The 14,317-nt window shown below is 54.1% G+C and carries 15 protein-coding genes; 9 read left to right on the top strand and 6 right to left on the bottom strand.

The annotated features are described in order from the left end of the window. Positions 1-8 precede the first annotated feature (8 nt). The 4 genes from syd to ABFX35_RS10955 all read left to right on the top strand — a co-directional run bounded on the left by syd (position 9) and on the right by ABFX35_RS10955 (position 3,529). On the top strand, positions 9-560 hold the full coding sequence (gene syd, locus ABFX35_RS10970) for a SecY-interacting protein (RefSeq protein ID WP_346081013.1): 552 nt from the start codon (positions 9-11) through the stop codon (positions 558-560). 829 nt (positions 561-1,389) lie between these two features. Then, entirely contained in the window at positions 1,390-1,851 is a 462-nt protein-coding gene (locus ABFX35_RS10965) for a helix-turn-helix domain-containing protein (protein ID WP_346081011.1), read from the top strand. Then, the gene (locus tag ABFX35_RS10960) at positions 1,851-2,426 is read left to right on the top strand and encodes a VapC50 family PIN domain-containing toxin (RefSeq protein ID WP_346081009.1); all 576 of its coding nucleotides are present in this window, start codon (positions 1,851-1,853) and stop codon (positions 2,424-2,426) included. The genes ABFX35_RS10965 and ABFX35_RS10960 overlap by 1 nt, the downstream gene beginning before the upstream one ends. Positions 2,427-2,707: 281 nt before the next feature. Then, complete coding sequence (locus ABFX35_RS10955) at positions 2,708-3,529, top strand: AraC family transcriptional regulator (RefSeq protein ID WP_346081692.1); 822 nt, start codon at positions 2,708-2,710, stop codon at positions 3,527-3,529. Here the strand turns inward: ABFX35_RS10955 and ABFX35_RS10950 are convergent. Further along, a complete protein-coding gene (locus tag ABFX35_RS10950; protein WP_346081007.1) occupies positions 3,500-4,138 on the bottom strand; it encodes a LysE family transporter in 639 nt (212 codons plus the stop codon). The genes ABFX35_RS10955 and ABFX35_RS10950 overlap by 30 nt on opposite strands. A 189-nt stretch (positions 4,139-4,327) precedes the next feature. Here ABFX35_RS10950 and ABFX35_RS10945 point away from each other — a divergent pair, with 189 nt between their 5' ends. Beyond that, positions 4,328-4,837: a GNAT family N-acetyltransferase gene (locus tag ABFX35_RS10945; RefSeq protein ID WP_346081005.1), complete on the top strand. Its 510-nt coding sequence runs from the start codon at positions 4,328-4,330 to the stop codon at positions 4,835-4,837. A gap of 91 nt (positions 4,838-4,928) precedes the next feature. Here ABFX35_RS10945 and ABFX35_RS10940 read toward each other — a convergent pair whose 3' ends face one another. Beyond that, positions 4,929-6,167, bottom strand: coding sequence for an MFS transporter (locus ABFX35_RS10940; protein WP_279029067.1), 1,239 nt, complete (start codon positions 6,165-6,167; stop codon positions 4,929-4,931). Between the two features lie 169 nt (positions 6,168-6,336). Here ABFX35_RS10940 and ABFX35_RS10935 point away from each other — a divergent pair, with 169 nt between their 5' ends. From ABFX35_RS10935 to ABFX35_RS10925, 3 genes are read left to right on the top strand one after another with little or no spacing between them, the layout of a single operon-like run. Continuing rightward, entirely contained in the window at positions 6,337-6,666 is a 330-nt protein-coding gene (locus tag ABFX35_RS10935) for a YqcC family protein (RefSeq protein WP_183096509.1), read from the top strand. After that, positions 6,666-7,439 (top strand): tRNA pseudouridine(65) synthase TruC, encoded by a 774-nt coding sequence (gene truC, locus ABFX35_RS10930; RefSeq protein WP_346081003.1) that lies wholly within the window; start codon positions 6,666-6,668, stop codon positions 7,437-7,439. The genes ABFX35_RS10935 and truC overlap by 1 nt, the downstream gene beginning before the upstream one ends. Before the next feature lie 30 nt (positions 7,440-7,469). Then, the gene (locus ABFX35_RS10925; protein WP_346081001.1) at positions 7,470-7,919 is read left to right on the top strand and encodes a flavodoxin; all 450 of its coding nucleotides are present in this window, start codon (positions 7,470-7,472) and stop codon (positions 7,917-7,919) included. Positions 7,920-7,976: 57 nt separating this feature from the next. Here the strand turns inward: ABFX35_RS10925 and ABFX35_RS10920 are convergent, their stop codons facing one another. The 4 genes from ABFX35_RS10920 to map all read right to left on the bottom strand — a co-directional run bounded on the left by ABFX35_RS10920 (position 7,977) and on the right by map (position 13,023). Beyond that, positions 7,977-8,363, bottom strand: coding sequence for a DUF3461 family protein (locus ABFX35_RS10920; protein WP_279029787.1), 387 nt, complete (start codon positions 8,361-8,363; stop codon positions 7,977-7,979). Between the two features lie 185 nt (positions 8,364-8,548). Further along, the gene (gene dapD, locus ABFX35_RS10915) at positions 8,549-9,373 is read right to left on the bottom strand and encodes a 2,3,4,5-tetrahydropyridine-2,6-dicarboxylate N-succinyltransferase (RefSeq protein ID WP_095847449.1); all 825 of its coding nucleotides are present in this window, start codon (positions 9,371-9,373) and stop codon (positions 8,549-8,551) included. Between the two features lie 42 nt (positions 9,374-9,415). Beyond that, complete coding sequence (gene glnD, locus ABFX35_RS10910) at positions 9,416-12,094, bottom strand: bifunctional uridylyltransferase/uridylyl-removing protein GlnD (RefSeq protein WP_346080999.1); 2,679 nt, start codon at positions 12,092-12,094, stop codon at positions 9,416-9,418. A gap of 134 nt (positions 12,095-12,228) precedes the next feature. Beyond that, positions 12,229-13,023, bottom strand: a complete 795-nt coding sequence (map, locus tag ABFX35_RS10905; protein WP_121553629.1) for a type I methionyl aminopeptidase — start codon at positions 13,021-13,023, stop codon at positions 12,229-12,231. A 407-nt stretch (positions 13,024-13,430) separates the two neighbouring features. On the opposite strand from map, the gene rpsB reads away from it, so the two are divergent. Further along, positions 13,431-14,156 (top strand): 30S ribosomal protein S2, encoded by a 726-nt coding sequence (gene rpsB / locus ABFX35_RS10900; RefSeq protein ID WP_279029098.1) that lies wholly within the window; start codon positions 13,431-13,433, stop codon positions 14,154-14,156. Positions 14,157-14,317 lie beyond the last annotated feature (161 nt).

Below are 14,317 nucleotides of genomic sequence, written 5' to 3'. Positions count from 1 at the left end.
GATAAAATATGGACCATGATGTAGCACACGCTCTGCGTGAATTTACCCAGCGTTATGTTGCACTTTGGCAACAGCAGCGCGGCCAGGCGCCGGCCAGTAGCGAACTGTACGGCGTGGCTTCGCCTTGCATTGTGGAAAGCCGCGCTGACGATGTGCTGTGGTTGCCGCAGCCGTTCACGCCGCCGGCGACGCTGGCCCGGGTGGAAACTGCGCTTGAACTGCGGCTGCAGCCGGATATCCATACTTTCTACACGCAGCAATATGCCGGCGATATGACCGCTCAATTTGGCGAGCAGCATCTGACGCTGCTGCAGGTGTGGAGTGAAGACGATTTCATTCGCCTGCAGGAAAACCTGATCGGTCACCTGGTGACGCAAAAACGCCTGAAACTCTCACCCACGCTGTTCCTCGCTACCACGTCATCAGAGATGACGGTGGTATCGCTTTGCAACGTCAGCGGCAATGTGGTGCTGGAGCAGTTCGGCAGCAGCAAACGCACGCTGCTGGCGGCCTCACTGGGCAATTTCCTCGACGCGCTGCGGCCAACCCTTTCTGATTAATTACGTTTATAAGTCATGCCGTGTAAGAGATATCTCACATTACGTGTGAGATATCGCTTTTTATTTTTTTCGAAATTTGTTCCAGATCAATATCATCTATTTGTTTATCAATAAGTTGTTTTTGATCTCTTCGTGTTTTTCCCTCATCCGTCCGGCAGCCGTGTTCTCGGTATATTGTGAAATAATGAAAATTAAGCGATCTTAATGTTTACAGAATATATGAACTTGAAACGGAAACGGCAGGCGCCGGGTGTTTTAAGGGCTGCATGAACACATGCCCACGAAGGGCAGAAGGCCGCCAATCTGGCAAGGGCCTTGCGATTTTCAGGATGAACTCGGGACACCTCCAGGAAGGAGATCGGGAGCCGATAACGGAATATTGGCGGGCCATGAAAGGCTATAAGGAACCACGCTGGGAAGGCGTTCAGGGATTTGCACGGATGTTGGGCCAGGATGGCCATAGGGAAAAGTTTTCAGGGATTGAGCAGGGAGCACACTTTGTAGCTGGATGGCTATAAAACGAACTGGGGGCACTGTTAACGCAGTGCCCCTATTTTTTTACCCATTCATTGTGTCCGGGAGAATGTGATAAGGGCGTGTGCGGTAGCCAATAATCGAAGGCAATACGCCTTATCCACTGCCAGCACACCGTACCGGTAACCATTCCCGTCTAAATTTACTTTTGTCCGTTTCGTCTGTTTTGTTTGCTTCGTCTATTTCGTTTGTTGTGTTTTTCGTTTGTTTCGACTAATCTGCCATCAATGATTGCTGTCAACACTAAATCGTAAAACTGAAACTCATAAACTAAACCTAACTATCGGATACTTAAATGAAAAACTCAATTCTTGATAGCCTGAGCCTTCCGGCTCAAGGGGAGATTGAGGCAGCTGTTCGTGGGCAAAGGGAGCTTGCTGCCTACCTCTCCACGAAAATGGAAACACAAAAAATTTCGATTCAGGACGCAGATAACAACACTCGCCAGATCGAGTTGCCAACGTATTCATTGACGCTGCTTATGTCGATTTTAGGAGAGTTGGCCGTCGGTAACGCGGTTCAGGTTGTTCCTGTGCATGCTGAATTAACAACGCAGGAAGCTGCCAACATTCTGAATGTTTCTCGCCCTCATATGGTGAAACTACTGGAAGATGGGAAGCTACCTTTTCACAAAACAGGTCGCCATCGCCGCGTGCTTTTCGCCGATTTAATGAGGTACAAAGATCAGCGAGATAGCGAAAGCCACAAAGCAATGCAGGTATTGGCAGATCATAGCCAGGAACTTGGATTTTACTGATGACTCTTTCACCTTATCCCGTAGTATTAGATGCTTGCGTACTCTATCCATCCTTACTACGGGATTTATTGATGCATCTGGGACTGACCGGGCTGTATCAACCGAAATGGTCGGCCATTATCGAAGAAGAATGGCAGCGTAATTTGATTAAGGATAGACCTGACTTAAATTCTGACCAAATCAAACAAACTGGGGAGCTTATGAATCGGGCATTGCCTGATGCAATGGTTACAGGTTTCGAGCCGCTCGTTGCCAGTATCGATCTTCCTGATGCTGATGACAGGCATGTTGTTGCTGCCGCCATTTGCAGCAATGCTGAAATCGTCGTTACGTTCAACTTGAAAGATTTCCCACTACAATATCTGAATAGTTTCGGCATTGAAGCGTTACATCCAGATGATTTTATTACTGATTTGTTCGATTTGAATCAGGCACTTGTTCTGGCGGCCGTAAACAAGCAGCGCTGCAATATGAGAAAGCCGCCGAAATCGGTTGATGAGTATCTTGATGCGCTACTTCGCCAGGCTTTACCACAAACAGTAAAAGAATTGAGTAAATTCCGCGCCCTTATTTAGTCAGCTTGCTGGCCGCTTCGGCCACTGGCAAACGGCTTCAACTGAAAATCGTCATCAAATGGTCTGCTCCCCGTTTATTGCTTTTTGTCTTCCAGCTCAGACAGCCAGGCCTGGTGCATACCGCAGGTAGTTGTTTCTGTCAGGCCCATTGCTGGGGGCCGGGGTTCGCATTACCGTTCATCGAAAGCAGGGAGTCCAAACCAATAGTTGAAAAAATGGGCAGCCAATGGTTTTATTAAACCTTAATAACTATTCACCATTCCAGCATAAGGTCAGATATGTTGTCATTACAGTCTGCAGAGTGGTTTAGCCGGAATGGGGTAGAGTGCTCCCGAGTAAAAGCCAGAAATTCCTGCTTTCCGAAACATCTCCATGATGAATATGTTATCAGTGCAAACCTGACGGGTGTCGAGGAGATCTGGCTGTCAGGAGAAACTGCATACGTTAAAAGTGGTCAGGTGACCTTATATAACCCTGGCACGATTCAAGCGTCGCGCTTTGACAGTCAGTGCGTTGAATTTATCAGCGTGCATATGCCTCAGTCAGTGATGAAAACGCTTGCCGATGAGGAAAATGTACGCAGCGATCGTGAAGCACCGATCCTGCGTGAGGGCATAATCAATAATGTGCGCTTATTTGATGCTCTGTGCCGTTTTGCAACATCCGCTCGGCAGGAACAACACAGCATTAATCAGGAGCAGGAGCTGATATTACTTTGTGGCGAGCTACTGGAAACACCTACCATGCTGCAGGGCAGTGATAAACAGAGGGTTAACTTAGTCATTGAATATTTACGCGAGCATCTCAACGTAAAACCACAGCTGGAAATACTGTCGCAGATGGCCGGGTTGAGTAAATACCATCTTGTTCGCTGTTTCACCCGACAGACGGGCATGCCGCCTTTGCAATATCATATGCAGTTGCGCTTGCACCAGGCCCGCGATTTGTTGCGCAGGAATGTTCATCCGCTTGATGTGGCCATTATGCTGGGATTTTATGACCAGAGTCATTTCATCAATTCTTTTCGCAAAGTGATGGGAACGACGCCCCATCACTATGCTTCTCAGGTAAGGTCAGGCCACCATAAACTCCTGGTAACCTGACACGATCACATAAAGGGCAAAGTAGCTGAATATCAGCGCTGACGCTATGTAGGAATATTTAAGCAGACGATGGCCAAGTAGCCTGCCACCAAAACTACCGACCAGGCACAGCACACAGGTCCAGAACACGCCCGCAATAAAGAAGCCACTTAAAAACCAGGATGATGCCGTTACGCTGTGTTGCCCCATCCGGGAAATCAGCGCCCCTCCCACTGTAGCAAACCACAGGATGGCCGTGGGAGAGGACATCGCGAGCAAGACTCCTCGTCCGAATTCGCGCAGTAGTGAACGGTATTGATGGGCTTCGTTCACGTTAAGCTCTGCAGCCTTCTGGAAAGCTGCAATGAGCATTTTGCCTGCGAACCACAACAGCATCGCGCCGCCCCCAATCCATAAGACCCAGCGAACGGCTTCATACTGGAGCAATAGGGTCATTCCTGCCAGCGCCAGTAACGCATAGGCTAAATCGCCCACGCAGGTGCCAATTCCCAGCCAGAAACCATGAAAATATCCACGTTGCATGGCCAGCGTAATCATGGCGATATTGGCAATGCCGATATCGAGACACAGCGAAAGGCTCAGTAAAAAACCATTTGAAAACGGGATCATAAAGTGAAGCCTTTGATTTTAAGCATGCCGAGACGTTTACTTAACCATTGCATGCGTAACCGGTATTGGAAGGAATTGCGCAGAGTGTATGAAATGATACTGTCTTTTTAGACAACAGGTTATTTCCTTGCCGGAGCCTTACTCATACGCCGTACTACCGGCATTGCTAAAATATGGATCAACCTAATCATGGACATCACGATCAGTCTTGCGCGAAATGAACACCTGGCCGCGCTTCGCATCATTGAGTTAGCGGCGTTTGAGACGCTACGCGCAGGAGGCGCAGTGACAGGGCCTCCTGCCGCAGGCAGCATTGATGACTTCAACCAGTTATGCCATGAAGGACTGCTCTTTGTCGCTTTTGCCCCGGCCGATATCCCGGTAGGATTCGCTGGAGCGTCAATCGTTGATAATTGGCTGCACATTGCAGAAGTTGACGTGCACCCGAACTGGCAGCACCGCGGAATAGGTCGGCGCCTGATGAATACGCTGCTTTCTGCAGGGAAGGCTCGTGGTTTCACTGGCGCTACTCTGACCACCGATCGCTACGTGCCTTGCAACGCATCTTTTTACGCCTCTCTGGGGTTTAAAATTGTGGAAGGGGAGGGAATTCAACGGCGGCTGAAAGATCTGCTCGATAAAGAAGCCGCATCGGGAATGGATCCGCAACGTCGCGTCGCCATGCAACTGTACTATTAGAATATTATTATTCTCAACGCTGAATCTGCCTATCAGACCTGGATAGAGCCCTGAGCCGCAAAATGCCAGCTCAGGGCTAAGCGCATTCCCCTTAGCCAATGGCCCCCAGCGTATCGCCCTGGCTTTGTTTCTTCGGCAGCAGGAACAACGTGGCGTAAATATCCAGCAGATAAATTGCCGCCAGCAGGCTAATGGCCGCATTGAAGGAAATCTGGCTGGCTAATGCGCCAATCGCCCAGGGGCCCAGACCGCCGACGCCGCGGCCAAAGTTGAACAGGATATTCTGTGCGGTGGCGCGCGCTTCAACCGGGTAGGTATCGGAGATCAACGCGCCGTAGCCGCCGATCATACCGTTCACGAACAGCCCCATGACCGCGCCGGCAAACAGCATCAGGGTGGGATCGCTAAGCTGGGCGTAGCAAATAACCATCACCACAGCGCCAATCTGATAAGCAACGAAAATTTTCCAGCGGGCGAAGCGGTCAGCCAGCACGCCGAACAGCCAGATGCCGAAGGTCATACCGACCACCGTGACTGCGGTCCATATCCCAGACTTTGTCAGTGAAAAGCCAAAGTTCTTCGCCAGATAGGTAGGCATCCAGATCATCAGGCCGTAGTAGCCGAAGTTCTGCACTGAACAGAGAATGAAAATACCCAGACTGGCCTTGCTGGTGGCGCTATCTTTAAACAGTAGCCGGATGCGCTGGCCGAAAGACAGCGTATGGCTGTGGCTTTTCCGCTGGGCAAAGGCCTCGGGTTCCCCCATGGTGCGGCGGATAAGAAACGACGCCAGCGCCGGCAACAGGCCGACCAGGAACATGCCGCGCCAGCCAATGTGCGGCAGCAATAACGGCGTTAAAAAGGCTGCGGCCAATACGCCAAGCTGCCAGCCCATGCCGACGTAGGCGGAAGCGCGGTTGCGCTTTTCCGCGGGCCAGGCCTCGGCGATCAACGCCATGCCGATGCCGAATTCCCCACCCAGGCCGATACCGGCCAGCGTACGGTAGGCGAGCAAATCCCAGTAACCCTGTGCGATGGCGCACAGGCCGGTGAAGAGGGAAAACATCAAAATCGTGACGGTGAGAACGCGGATGCGGCCAAAGCGATCGCTAAGATGGCCGAAAATCACGCCGCCGAGCACCGCGCCGATTAACGTCCAGGTGACCAGCGAGCCGGCCTCCGGGGAGGTGAGCTGCAGTTCAGCGGCGATAAGCGGCAGCATAAAGCCAAGGATCAGTAAATCGAAGCCGTCCATGGCATAGCCGCTAACGGAAGCCAGCATCGCCTTACCGGGTGTTGCATGATGATTACGCTGTGTGTGGTTGGGCATATTTTTTATCTTGTTGTTTATCTGGAACAGGTATTGTGCCGCCGAGCGCGCAGAGTCTCCATAATAAATTCAGTAGGCTAGGGTTTGGGCGCACACCGGGAAGATGCTATGCTTTGCCGCCCTTCAGCCGGGCCGCTGAAGATCATGATTTACACTATCGGGAATGCAGATGAGTATAGAAAATCAGGTTCGCCAATGTTTGCTGGCAATTGAGCAGTCAATGCGCGATTTGGCGCTGTGGCAATCGGCGCCGCCGGAGCCTGAGGCTTTCACCAGCGTGGAACCGTTCTGCGTTGACAGCATGCAGGCGGAAGAGTGGCTGCAATGGGTCTTCCTGCCGCGGATGTATGCGCTGCTGGATGCGAACGCGCCGCTGCCCACGCGCTTTGCCATCACGCCTTATTTTGAAGAGGCGCTTAAGCATAGAGAGCCGGTTTGCCTGCCGCTGCTGGTGGTGCTGCAGCGCCTGGACAACATGCTGAATCAAGAATCGCCGTAATGCTGGAGATTCTTTATCAGGATGCGCATCTGGTGGCCGTGAATAAGCCGGCCGGTTGGCTGGTGCATCGCAGTTGGTTGGATCGCCACGAGACGGTTTTTGTGATGCAGACCGTGCGTGACCAGATCGGCCAGCATGTGTTCACCGTGCACCGTCTCGATCGTCCCACTTCCGGCGTGCTGTTGTTGGCGCTCTCCAGCGAGGTGGCGCATCGGTTGTCGCAACAGTTTGAACAGCATCAGGTGCAGAAAACGTATCACGCGGTGGTGCGCGGCTATGTGCATGACGCCGCCACCTTGGATTACCCGCTCACGCAAGAGCGGGATAAAGTCGCCGACAGGTTCGCCAGCGCAGACAAAGCGCCCCAGTCTGCGCTGACGCACTATCGGCCGCTGGCGCGGGTGGAAATGCCGGTCGCGGTGGGCCGCTATGCCAGCGCCCGCTATACGCTGATGGAACTGCGGCCGGAAACCGGGCGTAAACATCAGCTGCGCCGCCATATGGTGCATATCCGGCACCCGATCGTCGGCGACAGTAAGCATGGCGATCTGCGCCAGAACCGGGCGATGGCACAGCACTTTGGCTGCCCGCGCCTGATGTTGCACGCCAGCCACTTGCGCCTGGCGCACCCGATCAGCGGTGAGCCGCTGCAGATTTCTGCGCGCTGGGATAGCCCGTGGCAGCACTTGATGTCACAATTTGGCTGGCTGGACGTTGTCCCTGAACTCGCCAGGGTTGAGTTTCCCCCGGTAAGCGGTCAGGATAGCCCGTAATTTTTATGGATCATCAAGGGAGTTTGAGCGATGGCTCAGGTCGGTATTTTCGTCGGGACGGTTTACGGTAATGCTTTGCTGGTTGCGGAAGAGGCGGAAAACATTCTTAACGAACAGGGGCATACGGTCAAACTGTTTGAAGAAGGCACGCTGGAAGCCTGGCAATACTACCGCCAGCATTATGCACTGGTGATCACTTCCACCACCGGGCAGGGCGATCTGCCCGATAACATCGCGCCGCTGTTCACCGCGATCCGCGATCAGGTTGGCTACCAGCAGGAGTTGCGTTATGGCCTGATCGCATTGGGCGATAGCAGCTACGATCGTTTCTGCGGCGGCGGGCGGGTGTTTGACGCGCTGTTGCAGGAGCAGGGGGCGACGCGGATAGGCGATGTGCTGGAAATTGATGCGATTGAGCACCCAGAGCCGGAGGCGATCTCCTGCCCATGGGTTGAGCAGTGGAGCACGCTGCTGAAATAATTCGCGGCCAGTGCTGGGTCGGTGCGGATGCGCCGACCCGATGCAGCGCCGCGTGGGTTATTTCCCGTGCGTCAGTTTGTCCAGATCGGCTTCGATCTCGGCAATTTTGTTGGAAACCACGTTTTCCAAGTGGCGCAGATCGTCAAGAATTTTGCGTTTAAGATCAACGTCTGCTTGTTCGTGCTGGCATAGCTGATCGAGTTCATCGATCACGTAGCGCAGGTTTGGGTTGATTTCGTGGATTTCTTTGTAACCCTGGCTGCTATCTGAAACCACGGTTTTGCGCTGGCGTGGGTATTTGAACTTGACGCTTTTTGCAAAGAACTCGCCTTTATCCTTGCGGAAATAAATTTTGAGAATATCGTTATTGGCCTCTTGGCGAAGAGTATAACGATCGATGTCTTCCGGTTGATTAATGCCTAAGCTTTTCAGATTATCGTACATAGAGCGCCCCTTTAGATTTTATACCCTTCATACCTGTACGCCGGCCGTGCCTGCCGATTTGCCGCTAGCCTGCAATCCACGGGGTATACCGCGTGCGGTGATTATGGCGCCTGCGCCAGCCTACGGCAGTGATCGCCCGCAGATTGAAGATAAAAAAATAGCGGGTAAATACCCGCTATTTCATTTTAGTCGATCGTTCTCAATAACTCATTAATACCGACTTTACTGCGCGTTTTCGCATCCACTTTCTTCACGATAACGGCGCAGTACAGGCTGTAGGTGCCATCTTTGGAAGGCAGGTTGCCGGAAACCACCACGGAACCGGCAGGAACGCGGCCGTAATGAACTTCACCGGTTTCACGATCGTAAATACGGGTGCTTTGGCCGATAAATACGCCCATGGAGATCACGGAACCTTCTTCCACGATCACACCTTCAACCACTTCGGAACGTGCGCCGATAAAGCAGTTGTCTTCGATGATGGTTGGGTTTGCCTGCAGCGGTTCCAATACGCCGCCGATGCCGACACCGCCCGACAGGTGAACGTTTTTGCCGATTTGCGCGCATGAGCCGACGGTGGCCCAGGTATCCACCATGGTGCCTTCATCCACGTGAGCGCCGATGTTGACATAAGAAGGCATCAGCACGGTATTGCGGGCGATGAACGCCCCTTTGCGTACGCTGGCCGGCGGCACCACGCGGAAGCCTTCTTTCTGGAAGCGGGCTTCGTCGTAATCGGCGAATTTCATTGGCACTTTATCGTAGAAACGGGTTTCGGCGCCGTCGATGACTTTATTGTCGCTGATTCGGAAAGAAAGCAGCACGGCCTTTTTCAGCCATTGATGGGTGACCCACTGACCGTTGATTTTTTCAGCCACGCGCAGTGCGCCGCTGTCCAGCAGGGCGATCACTTGGTTTACTGCTTCACGCGTTACCGTGTCTACGTTCGCCGGGGTGATCTCCGCGCGGCGCTCGAAGGCGTTTTCAATAACGTTCTGTAATTGCTGCATTCTGTTTCTTTCCTGATTTTGTTAGTCAAAAGATTACTTGTATCACATTTTTTCGTTCGGGTTGAGCGCCTCGACCAGCCGCTGCGCCAACTTTTTGCGCGTTTCGCTATTCAACGCCCGGCGATCGCTATCGGCAAGAATGAACAAATCCTCAACCCGTTCGCCGATGGTCGAGATACGCGCACCGTGCAGCGAAACCCCCAGATCGGCGAACACTTCCGCTACCCGCGCCAGCAGGCCGGGCTGATCGAGCGCCACCATTTCCAGGTAGCTGCGGCGATCGGTATGGGTCGGCAAGAAGGTGACCTCGGTCGGCACGCTGAAGTGGCGCAGCTTGGAAGAGGGACGCCGTGTCCGCGGCGGTTGGTATTCCCGCTGCATTAGCGCCTGCTCCAGCGCGAAACGCGTGGCCTCGTGGCGATCCGGTGCCAACGGGCTGCCGTCCGGTTCCAGCACGATGAAGGTATCCATCGCCATTCCGTCGCGGTTGGTAAAGATCTGCGCATCATGCACGCTCAGGTTGCGGCGATCCATTTCCCCGGCCACGGCGGCGAACAGGTACGGGCGGTCCGGGCTCCAGATAAAGATCTCGGTGCCCCCGCGCGTGGCCTGCGGGCTCAACAACACCAGCGGTTTGGTGGAGTCATGGGCCAGCAGATGGCGCGCATGCCAGGCCAACTGGTTCGGCGAATGGCGCAGGAAGTAATCGGCGCGGCAACGGCTCCAGATGCGGTGTAGCGCCTCTTCGTCGATATTATCCATACGCAATAGCGCCAGCGCCTGCAAGCGGTGGTGGCGCACACGTTCGCGCAGATCCGGGCCGTTTTGCATGCCGCGGCGCAACTGTTTTTCGGTGGCGAAATACAGCTCGCGCAGCAGGCTTTGCTTCCAACTGTTCCACAGGCTTTCGTTGGTGGCGCAGATATCCGCAACCGTCAGGCAAATCAAATAGCGCAGACGGGTTTCGTTTTGTACTTCGTTGCTGAACTGTTGGATAACGGCGGGATCCTGAATATCACGGCGCTGGGCGGTGACCGACATTAGCAAGTGGCAACGCACCAACCAGGCAACCAGTTGGGTTTCGCGCACATTCAGGCCGTGCTGCTGGGCGAATTCCGCTACGTCCTGTGCGCCGAGCAGCGAGTGATCGCCGCCGCGCCCCTTGGCGATATCATGGAACAGGGCGGCAATCAGCAACAGCTCCAGATTCGGCAGCCGGGTGTACAGCTCGACGCACAATGGGTGGCTTGGCCGGTTTTGATTATCGGCGAAGCTTTCGAGCTTTTGCAGCACGCGGATCGTGTGTTCATCCACGGTATAGGCGTGGAACAGATCAAACTGCATCTGGCCGACGATATTGCCCCACTGCGGCATATAGGCCCACAGCACGCTGTGACGGTGCATCGGCACCAGCGCGCGCGATACGGCGCCCGGGTGGCGCAAAATGGCCATAAACAGCTCCCGCGCCTGCGGGATCGTGCACAGCGGCTGTTTCAGGTGGCGGCGGGCATGGCGCAGTTGGCGCACAGTGGTGGAATAGATGCCGGCGATTTCGCGATTGCGCACCATCACGTAGAACATACGGATGATGGCTTCCGGCTGGCGGATAAACAGCGTTTCGTCGCGCAGATCGATCAGGTTGCCGCGCAGTTGGAAATCCTCGTCCAGCGGCCGCGGCCTCTCGGTGGCGTCGAGCGCCAGAATCGCTTCGTCGAACAACTGCAACAGCATGTGATTAAGCTCGCCGACGCGGCGCGTCATGCGATAGAAGTCTTTCATCATGCGCTCAACGGGCTGGTTGCCTTCGCCTTCGTAGCACAAGAGCTGGGCCACGCTCAGTTGGCGATCGAACAGCAGCCGGTTATCGTAGCGCGGCAGCACCAGGTGCAGAGCAAAGCGAATGCGCCACAGGAAGCTTTGGCATTCATTGAGTTCGTTACGTTCGGCTTGCGTCAGAAAACCGAAACCGACCATTTCGTCAAGCGAGGTGGCGCCGAAGTGGCGCCGGGCGACCCATAGCAGGGTATGGATGTCGCGCAGGCCACCGGGGCTGCTTTTGATGTCCGGCTCCAGGTTGTAGCTGGTGCCGTGGTAGCGCTGGTGGCGTTCGTGCTGCTCCGCCACTTTGGCCGGGAAGAACTTGGACGAGGGCCAGAAGCCGTCGCTGAAGATGTGTTTTTGCAGTTGCAGAAACAGCGCCACGTCGCCGCAGATCATGCGGGATTCGATCAGGTTGGTGGCGATGGTCAGATCCGCCAGCCCTTCCAGCAGGCACTCTTCCAGCGTACGCACGCTGTGGCCGACTTCCAGCTTCAAATCCCACATCAGGGTGATGAATTCGCCCACCCGCGCCGCTTGCTGGTCGCTTAAACGTTGTTGGCTCAGCACCAACACATCAATATCGGAAAGCGGGTGCAGTTCGCCGCGGCCGTAGCCGCCCACCGCCACCAGTGCGGTGGCCGGGATATCCTCAAAACCATAGAACAACCACAGCCGCCGCAACAGCCGATCGATAAACTCGCAGCGTGCGGCCACCAGGCTTTCCACGCTGGCGCCGGCGTTGAACGCCGCGGCCAGCCAAAGCTGGAATTGCTCAAGGCGCTGTTTCAGCGCAACGCAATTAATTTCCTCATCGCCATAGGCGTTGGGATATTCCGGCTGCTTCGGTATGGCCTGTGAGGGGATGGCCGGCGCGGCCTGTTGGCGAAAATTTTCAGACATAGTAGTAAGCAGCCCATAAAAAAGCCGGTTATACCCCCGCCGTTGTTCCAGCCGCCGCCACGGCGGGGCAGAGCCAACGCTCAGATATAAAGCCGGCTTATCACAAGAAACGGCGGCAGCGGGCCGCCTTTTCTTTACTGTTCGTGCGTAATGATGTTGGGGATAGTTTCATCCTTGCGCAACGTCATTATCTCGCAGCCGTTATCGGTAACCACAATAGTATGCTCGTACTGCGCCGACAAGCTGCGATCCTTGGTTTTTACCGTCCAGCCGTCTTTCATGGTGCGGATGCGGTAGTCACCGGCATTGACCATCGGCTCGATGGTGAATGCCATGCCCGGTTGCAGTACCACGCCGCCGTCATCGGCGTCATAGTGCAGCACTTGCGGCTCTTCGTGGAACCCTTCGCCGATGCCATGGCCGCAATATTCACGCACCACGGAGAATTTTTCCGCTTCAACGAATTGCTGAATGGCTTTACCCAGTGAGCGCAGGCGGATGCCCGGTTTTACCATTTTCAGCCCCAGATACAGGCTCTCTTGCGTGATGCGGCAGAGCCGCTCACCCAGAATGGTGGGTTTGCCGACGATGAACATCGTTGACGTATCACCATGGAAACCGTCTTTGATGACCGTCACATCAATGTTGATGATGTCGCCGTCTTTCAACACTTTTTCATCGCTGGGGATACCGTGGCAGACGACTTCGTTAACGGAGATGCACACTGACTTGGGAAAACCGTGGTAACCAAGGCAGGCAGAGACCGCGTGCTGTTCGTTAATAATGTGGTTGTGGCAGATACGGTCGAGTTCGCCGGTGGTGACGCCGGGTTTTACGTATGGCCCAACGATTTCCAGCACTTCGGCGGCCAGGCGGCCGACTACGCGCATTTTCTGGATGTCTTCTGATGATTTAATTGAAATTGCCATGAAAGTTGTCCGCAAGGGTCTGTATTATCGACAATGAGAAGCAGTACCCTATGGTACCAGCCCAGCCGGGCCGCTGCCAAATTTCATTTTTTTCCATGGTCGGCGGGAACCGAACGGAAGCGTGAGCCGTCGGGGGCCTGGCCGTGATGAAATCGCCGCTGAAAGCGCAACAAAAGTTGGAGTCGCGGGCGGGTTTATGGTATAAAGCGCGCCGGCAGATCCATTGATGTTGCTCTTCATGGCAACGCAGGTTCTGGCCGAAAATACTGAACTGCACTCACATTGTGTAAATAACACACACGTATCGGCACATGCGCCGGGGTGCCTGAAAGCGGTCTGCGCTTGTCGGGTCGGCGTTATGGGATACGTGGAGGCATAACCCCAATTAATCTATAGAGGTTTTAATCATGGCAACTGTTTCCATGCGCGATATGCTCAAGGCCGGTGTTCACTTCGGTCACCAGACCCGTTACTGGAACCCGAAAATGAAGCCTTTCATCTTCGGTTCTCGCAACAAAGTTCACATCATCAACCTTGAGAAAACCGTACCAATGTTCAACGAAGCGCTGGCTGAATTGAGCAAGATCTCTTCCCGTAAAGGCAAGATCCTGTTTGTTGGTACCAAACGCGCAGCTAGCGAAGCGGTAAAAGAAGCTGCAACCAACTGCGATCAGTTCTTCGTGAACCACCGTTGGCTGGGCGGCATGCTGACCAACTGGAAAACCGTTCGTCAGTCCATCAAGCGTTTGAAAGATCTGGAAACTCAGTCTCAAGACGGCACCTTTGACAAGCTGACCAAGAAAGAGGCGCTGATGCGTACTCGCGAACTGGACAAGCTGGAAAACTCCCTGGGTGGTATCAAAGACATGGGTGGCCTGCCAGACGCTCTGTTTGTTATCGATGCCGATCACGAACACATCGCGATCAAAGAAGCCAACAACCTGGGTATCCCGGTATTCTCTATCGTTGATACCAACTCTGATCCGGACGGCGTTGACTTCATCATCCCTGGTAACGACGACGCAATCCGTGCAGTAAGCCTGTACCTGACCGCCGTTGCTGCCGCTGTACGTGAAGGTCGTTCTCAAGATCTGGCCGTTCAGGCGGAAGAAGGCTTCGTAGAAGCTGAATAATAAGGCAAGCTCGCAACCCGAGCCCTTATTAACCAGGTATTGACATATGTTGGTTAGGGGGGCCTAGAAAGGCCCCCTTTGCTTATCTGAATGAGAACCATGCCCGATAGCTTTCATATTGCGGCAACGCGGCATGAAAGATGAAGGGCTATCTCCGTGCG

It is taken from the genome of Gibbsiella dentisursi (genome assembly GCF_039539505.1).
Classification (GTDB): domain Bacteria; phylum Pseudomonadota; class Gammaproteobacteria; order Enterobacterales; family Enterobacteriaceae; genus Gibbsiella; species Gibbsiella quercinecans.
Note: the sequence above shows the minus strand (reverse complement) of the source record. Positions and strands in the feature narration are given on the sequence as shown.

Bases quoted from the DNA above. Each gene is read 5' to 3' on its own strand.
- syd (WP_346081013.1), top strand. From the start codon at position 9: ATGGACCATGATGTAGCACACGCTCTGCGTGAATTTACCCAGCGTTAT.
- ABFX35_RS10965 (WP_346081011.1), top strand. From the start codon at position 1,390: ATGAAAAACTCAATTCTTGATAGCCTGAGCCTTCCGGCTCAAGGGGAG.
- ABFX35_RS10960 (WP_346081009.1), top strand. From the start codon at position 1,851: ATGACTCTTTCACCTTATCCCGTAGTATTAGATGCTTGCGTACTCTAT.
- ABFX35_RS10950 (WP_346081007.1), bottom strand. From the start codon at position 4,138: ATGATCCCGTTTTCAAATGGTTTTTTACTGAGCCTTTCGCTGTGTCTC.
- ABFX35_RS10945 (WP_346081005.1), top strand. From the start codon at position 4,328: ATGGACATCACGATCAGTCTTGCGCGAAATGAACACCTGGCCGCGCTT.
- ABFX35_RS10940 (WP_279029067.1), bottom strand. From the start codon at position 6,167: ATGCCCAACCACACACAGCGTAATCATCATGCAACACCCGGTAAGGCG.
- ABFX35_RS10935 (WP_183096509.1), top strand. From the start codon at position 6,337: ATGAGTATAGAAAATCAGGTTCGCCAATGTTTGCTGGCAATTGAGCAG.
- truC (WP_346081003.1), top strand. From the start codon at position 6,666: ATGCTGGAGATTCTTTATCAGGATGCGCATCTGGTGGCCGTGAATAAG.
- ABFX35_RS10925 (WP_346081001.1), top strand. From the start codon at position 7,470: ATGGCTCAGGTCGGTATTTTCGTCGGGACGGTTTACGGTAATGCTTTG.
- ABFX35_RS10920 (WP_279029787.1), bottom strand. From the start codon at position 8,363: ATGTACGATAATCTGAAAAGCTTAGGCATTAATCAACCGGAAGACATC.
- dapD (WP_095847449.1), bottom strand. From the start codon at position 9,373: ATGCAGCAATTACAGAACGTTATTGAAAACGCCTTCGAGCGCCGCGCG.
- glnD (WP_346080999.1), bottom strand. From the start codon at position 12,094: ATGTCTGAAAATTTTCGCCAACAGGCCGCGCCGGCCATCCCCTCACAG.
- map (WP_121553629.1), bottom strand. From the start codon at position 13,023: ATGGCAATTTCAATTAAATCATCAGAAGACATCCAGAAAATGCGCGTA.
- rpsB (WP_279029098.1), top strand. From the start codon at position 13,431: ATGGCAACTGTTTCCATGCGCGATATGCTCAAGGCCGGTGTTCACTTC.